This is a genomic window from Magnetococcales bacterium, assembly GCA_015231925.1.
Taxonomy (GTDB): domain Bacteria; phylum Pseudomonadota; class Magnetococcia; order Magnetococcales; family JADGAQ01; genus JADGAQ01.
The window spans coordinates 1-5,737 of record JADGAQ010000230.1 but is presented as its reverse complement, the minus strand read 5'-3'; the positions used below and the strand labels follow the sequence as shown (position 1 = coordinate 5,737).

Below are 5,737 nucleotides of genomic sequence, written 5' to 3'. Positions count from 1 at the left end.
CGTTCCATGGGACACTCCCCCGGACACTCCCCCCGAACCCGATCCGTGTACCACGTCCCCCATTCCGCAATACTGAAATTTATATCGCCTTAAAATCAATATGTTATCCGCTAAAAAAGAGAAAATACACCGTTTGCTGCGGGAAATTGGTACAGCCTCTGCAATGTGAATGATAAGGCCGGAAGGCCCGAAAGGAAACTGGCAAGTGCATTCGTGTCGCGGTGACGAGCCGCCTGGAAAATACGACGGACCACAAGGAGAACGACGATGAACACTCTGAATAAAAAGACCATGACGGCCTTGGCCCTGGCAGCTCTTGTGGCGGTGGTTTGGCCCACGGGCAAGAAGGAGATCCTCAATGGCAGCGCCTTCGTGGTGGCGGCCATGGACGGCAACATGGACGAGGTGGAGCGTCAACTGGCGCGCGGCGTTCATCCGGACACCAAGGGTCGGCTGGAAGTGACCCCGCTGATGTGGGCGGCGGAAAACGGTCAGGCCACGGTGGTGAAACGGCTGATTCAGGCGGGGGCGGACGTCAACGTGCGTGATGCCTGGGGCTTCACGCCGCTGATCATGGCGGCCCAATGGGGACATGACGAGATCGTGCGCCTGCTGATCGACGCCGGCGCCAAGGTGGGCGGTGTGACCATTTCGGGTCGCGACGCGCTGATCTCCGCAGCCCAGTATAACGCGCCCAAGGTGGTGGAGATGCTGTTGGCCGCCGGCGCGGATCCGAACCATCCGGACAAGAACGGGGATTCGGCCCTGCTGTTCGCGGCGGACCGGGGTTACGGCGACATGGTGGGCATGCTGCTGGCGGCGGGCGCCCGCATCGACACCCAGGATCGCCAGGGCTACACCCCGGTGATGCTGGCGGCCAAGGCGGGCCATCTGGAAGTGGTGACGGCGCTGTTGACGGCGGGCGCGGACGTGGGCAAACGGCATGAGTGCGGTTGCACCGCTCTGCTGCTGGCTGCGGAAAGGGGTTACACCCCCATCGTCGAAGCCATGTTGAAGCGCGGCGCGGATGTCAACGCGGTCAACAATCTGGGCACCTCCGCCCTGATGTTCGCCGCCCGTTACGACCATCTGGACACGGCGCGGATCCTCCTCTCCCACGGGGCGGACACCCGACTGGCCGATATCGATGGCAAAACGGTCATGGACTATGTGAAAAAGGCCCAGGCGGTCAACGCCAACTCGGCCATCATGAAGGCCATCCGCAGTGGAGGCGATCGGGCCTGACGGGCCACGATCGATCCGCTCCTCCGACCGGAGGGGCCGGTCAGGAAGCGAGGAGCCGGGGACGAAAGTCCCCGGTCAGCCCCGGCATCGCTTCACCACGCGGAGTTGTTCCCATGAACAGGCATGTGAACGCCCTGCTGCCGTATCTGGCAGCCACACTCCTTCTGTTGCCCCCGTCCGGGGGTCAGGCCGCCGGCGATTGCCTGCGCTGTCACGGTATGCCCACCCTCGGTTATCAGAGCGGTGAACCCGGCGGCTATCGCGACTTCCACGTCGACGCCACCCTTCTGGCGGCGTCGAGCCACGGCAAGCTGGCCTGCGACCAGTGCCACGGCAAGGCCTTCTCCGCCTACCCCCACTACCCGGAAGGGGTACAGGAAAAGCTCACCTGCCTGGGCTGTCACCAGGAGTCGAAGAGCTTTCCCCGGCAGCGTTTCGAGGAGATCGAACGCCACTTCACCCGCAGCGTGCATTTTCAGCATTTGCCGGGCAAATTCGACTGTTTCTCCTGTCACGACGCCCACACCTTTCTGCCCGGCAGCCGGCAGGCGAGCGCCGCCCTGCAGGTGACCCGCGGCAACGAGAGCTGTCAGCGCTGCCACGACCGCAAGGAGCCCGCCATGGAGGAGGCCCACGCCTGGCTGCCGCAGAGCGCCCGTCACCTGGACAGCGCCCGTTGCGTGGAGTGTCACACCCGCGCCTATCAGGAGAATCAGCACACCGTGCTTTCGGCCAAGGATGCCCTGCGGCAGTGCGAAAGCTGTCACGGGCGCGACAGCCTGCTGAAGGCGCGGTTGTACAAACACCGTCTGGCGCAAAACGCCGACAAGGGCGCGGTGGAGCGTTTTCTGCTCAACGAAGCCTATGTGGTGGGCATGACGAGCCATCCGCTGCTCGACTGGCTGGCCATTCTGGCGGTGGGGGGGGCCCTGGCGGGCACCTCGCTGCACGGTCTGGCCCGCTGGCTGGTGTGGCGACGTCGGGAGGGAAAGGCATGAACGGCGCGGTGGAACTCTATCCCCTGTGGTTGCGCCTCTGGCACTGGCTCAACGCCCTGGCCTGCCTGCTGCTGGTGGTCAGCGGGGCCAGTCTGCACTTCGCGGGCAGCCTGATGCCCTTCGACGTGGCCCGCACCCTGCACAACGCGGCGGGGCTGGCCATGACCGCCGCCTATCTCTTCTACCTGGTGGTCAACATCCGCTCGGGCAACGTGGGCTACTACCTGCCCACCCTGGCCACCCTGCTGGCGGATCTGACCCGGCAGAGCCTCTTTTACGGCGTGGGCATCTTTCGCGGCGAGTCGCAGCCTTTTCCCTGCCATGCGCGTCGCAAGTTCAACCCCATGCAACAGGTGGCCTATCTCTTGGTGATGTACGCCGCCGTGCCGGTGGTAGTGGGCACGGGGCTGCTCTATCTCTTTCCGGGGCTGCTGCCGGATCGTTTCGGCGCGGTGGACGGACTGTTGCCGGTGGCGCTGCTGCACTATCTGGCGGGGGTCTTTCTGGCGGCCTTTCTGATCGGCCACGTCTATCTGGCCACGACCGGCAAGACGCCGCTCAATGATTTCAAACACATGATTCGTGGGCATCGCGTTGGGGAGGAACATCCATGAACGGCAACGGCGGTTACATCAAGCTGGGGATGGTTGTGGTGGGGGGATCCCTTCTGGCGCTGACCCTGGGGCCGAAGCTGTGGCACAAGGCCTTCGAAAACTATACCGGGGTGGTCAACGCCCCGTTGCGCTACGACTCCAGCCAGGCGGTCAGCGAACGCGAGTTCAACCGGCTGGCGGACAAGTTGACCCGTCAGGCGCGGCAGGAGCGGGCCTTGCGGCAGACGGAGAAGGAGGAGCATGCCTTCGCGCGGCGTCTCAAGGTCAACATGTTGATGAACACCCGCAGTTTCAACAAGGAGGCGCCCTTCCCGCACATCGGCTATTTCCGGGAGGCGGGCATTCGGCAATACGAGGGCCCCGCCACCTGTCTGAAGTGTCACGAGACCATGAAGGTGAGCGACGACCACGGCAAGGTGCGGGAGGTCGGCACTCTGGACGATGTACTGGACACGGTGCATTTCACCTTCCAGAGCAAGGCGGACGGTTTCACCACCTACGGTTACGACGGTCGCCAGGTCAACGGCAACGGCAGTCGGGCCATTCCGGTAGGCAAGGTGGATCGGGCCTGCGGCATTCCCGGCTCCTTCACCTGGACGGGTTGGGCCGATCTGGTCAAGACCTATCCCGGCGAGAAACCCGGCGGCTCCACCGAGGTGACGCGCAGCGAGGGCTGCGGCCAATGCCACATCGGCGGCAACTATCATCCCGCCACCGAGGCCATGATGCCCGTGGGTCAGGTGCCCAACGAGGCCAAACAGGGGGTGGACTGCCTGATCTGTCACTCCGCGAAGTACGACATGAATCAGCGGTACGTGATTCAGGACCAGCATGGTCGCCGCTGGAACCAGGATCGCTCCCTGGAGGCGGCCCTGACGGTGGGTCAGCCGGGGCGGGACAACTGTCTCTTCTGTCATCAGCACAATCTGGGCGGTGACATCGAGGCCGCGTTGGCCGACAACGCCGCGCCGCGCAAGCTGGGGCATGAGAATCAGCGGCTGCTGCATCCGGGGGCCAAGCGGGGCACCTCGGTGATGGCGGGACGCGATGTGCATGGTGCGGCCAACATGGCCTGCACCGACTGTCACGTACCCCAGGGGCATCGCATTCCACGGGGTGCGGCGGGGGTGGATCTGGTGGCCAACGATCTGCCGGGGCGGGTGGTCTCCTGCGAGAGTTGTCACACCGCCGCTCCGCACGTCAAGGACACGGACGACCGGGCGCTGCTCAATGGTCATGTGGATCGTCTGGCCTGTGAGGCGTGTCATGTGAAGGAGCTGTCGGCGGACAACGTGGTGCTGCGCGACTGGCTGCATCCCACCTGGAACGCCGAAGAGGGGGTATGGGTTTACACCGACATTCTGCGTTCCGGCAAGGCGCGGGTGGGCATGCAATTCCTCTGGTTCAACGGCAACGGCACTTTCCTGGCCAATGCGCTGGGCAACCATCCGCTGGGTGGGGAGGGTTACGATCCTTTCATGGGGCTGTTGTCGAAAATCACCGATGCCGAGGCCATTGCCCAGGTGCGGCAGGCGGCGGTGCAGTTGAAGCAGCGTTATCCGGAGATCGACGTGGACGATTATGTGCGTCGGGCCACGGATCCCCTCTCTTATCTGACGCCGCAGCAGTTGGCGGAGCGGGCCAAGGTGGTGGAGGCCAATTTGCGGCCTTTGATGGAGAAGGGCAAGAGCAAGCTGACGCCTTTCAAGGTGTTCAATGCGCTGATGTACGAGGATTTGGGCAATCAGGGGCCGTTCGGCGGCATGATTCTGCCTTTCGATTATCCGACTTATTACGAGAAGGGCGATCCGGCGGCCTCGGTGGTGAAGGCGTTGTCCAATCCGTTGATACGCCGCATGTATGAAGCGCCGTTCAAGCTGTTCATGATGGACGAGTTCATGAAGTATTTCGGGGTGAAGAGTTGGAACACCACGTATCCGATGAAGGATGGCAAACTGGACAACGTGGCGGGGCGCTGGATGCGGCAGATGGGCACGTTGATGGTGAACCACGGCGTGACGGAGAAGGGTCGTGGCTGCAAGGAGTGTCATTCGGCGAGTGGTATTATCACGTTCGAGCAGTTGGGTTATCCACCCGAGCGGGCGGCGGAATTGCGCAAGCTGCCTGAGTTGAGATAATTCCCGGGGGAGTCCGTCGCTGGGGCTGTGGAGACGCAGCCCCTTTTTTTTGCCTTTCAATATTTAATCTTTTAGAAAGTAAAAAAAGAAAATGTTCTATCCTTTGACTCGTTTTTTTTATAATTCTAAATAACTAAAAACAGACCTCACCCCGAGGGATGAAGCTTCAACCAATCCCGAAGGGCGTTATTCATTCGGGTCTGCCAGCCTTTTCCGGTGGCCCGGAAGGCGGTCAGCACGTCGGAGTCGAAACGCACGGTGGTGGAGATCTTGTTCGGGCCAGCGGAGTGGCGGCCACGAGGAGCCCGTTTTCCCCCGACACGTTCTTCGGCGGCTTGGAACATCTCATCGGTCCACTCCGGCAGCTCCTGGTACTCTTCCGGCTGGATGGAATGGGCGTCCACTTTGGACCAGTCGGTTTGCGTAACGGCTGATTTCCCGGTCATTGGCTTTCCTCATGGAAAAAACGTGGCGGTTGTCGCCTCGTTGCACATATCCGACCACCAACAAACGCCCATTCAGTTCACCGAAACACAGGATGCGGCGTTCACCATAATCTTGGCGGGTGTCTTCGATCTCAAAAACGCGCCCCGCGAAGAGAGTCGCCGCGCTTTCGAAATCAAGTCCCCGCTCGATGAGGGTCTTTTCACGTTTGTTGGGATCGTAAGTGATCTTCATCTCTTCATCGTAGGGCGTGTTGACATTCAATATTTCTATTCGTCATTATGACCCGTAGGAGGTC

Annotated in this window: 6 protein-coding genes; 4 read left to right on the top strand and 2 right to left on the bottom strand. The window is 61.9% G+C overall.

Features of this window, described 5'->3' with window-relative positions:
- Positions 1–267 precede the first annotated feature (267 nt).
- From HQL56_17700 to HQL56_17685, 4 genes are all read left to right on the top strand, one after another.
- The gene (locus tag HQL56_17700) at positions 268–1,245 is read left to right on the top strand and encodes an ankyrin repeat domain-containing protein (protein ID MBF0311354.1); all 978 of its coding nucleotides are present in this window, start codon (positions 268–270) and stop codon (positions 1,243–1,245) included.
- A gap of 113 nt (positions 1,246–1,358) precedes the next feature.
- The gene (locus tag HQL56_17695) at positions 1,359–2,243 is read left to right on the top strand and encodes a cytochrome c3 family protein (protein ID MBF0311353.1); all 885 of its coding nucleotides are present in this window, start codon (positions 1,359–1,361) and stop codon (positions 2,241–2,243) included.
- Positions 2,240–2,857 carry a cytochrome b/b6 domain-containing protein gene (locus HQL56_17690; protein MBF0311352.1) on the top strand — a complete coding sequence of 206 codons (618 nt, stop codon included), beginning with the start codon at positions 2,240–2,242 and terminating at the stop codon, positions 2,855–2,857. The genes HQL56_17695 and HQL56_17690 overlap by 4 nt, the downstream gene beginning before the upstream one ends.
- Entirely contained in the window at positions 2,854–4,995 is a 2,142-nt protein-coding gene (locus HQL56_17685) for a nitrite reductase (GenBank protein ID MBF0311351.1), read from the top strand. Before HQL56_17690 ends, HQL56_17685 begins: the two co-directional genes overlap by 4 nt.
- A gap of 146 nt (positions 4,996–5,141) precedes the next feature.
- On the opposite strand, the gene HQL56_17680 is transcribed toward HQL56_17685, so the two are convergent.
- Both HQL56_17680 and HQL56_17675 read right to left on the bottom strand, forming a co-directional pair.
- Entirely contained in the window at positions 5,142–5,441 is a 300-nt protein-coding gene (locus HQL56_17680) for a BrnA antitoxin family protein (protein MBF0311350.1), read from the bottom strand.
- On the bottom strand, positions 5,341–5,673 hold the full coding sequence (locus HQL56_17675) for a BrnT family toxin (protein MBF0311349.1): 333 nt from the start codon (positions 5,671–5,673) through the stop codon (positions 5,341–5,343). Before HQL56_17675 ends, HQL56_17680 begins: the two co-directional genes overlap by 101 nt.
- Between the last annotated feature and the right edge of the window lie 64 nt (positions 5,674–5,737).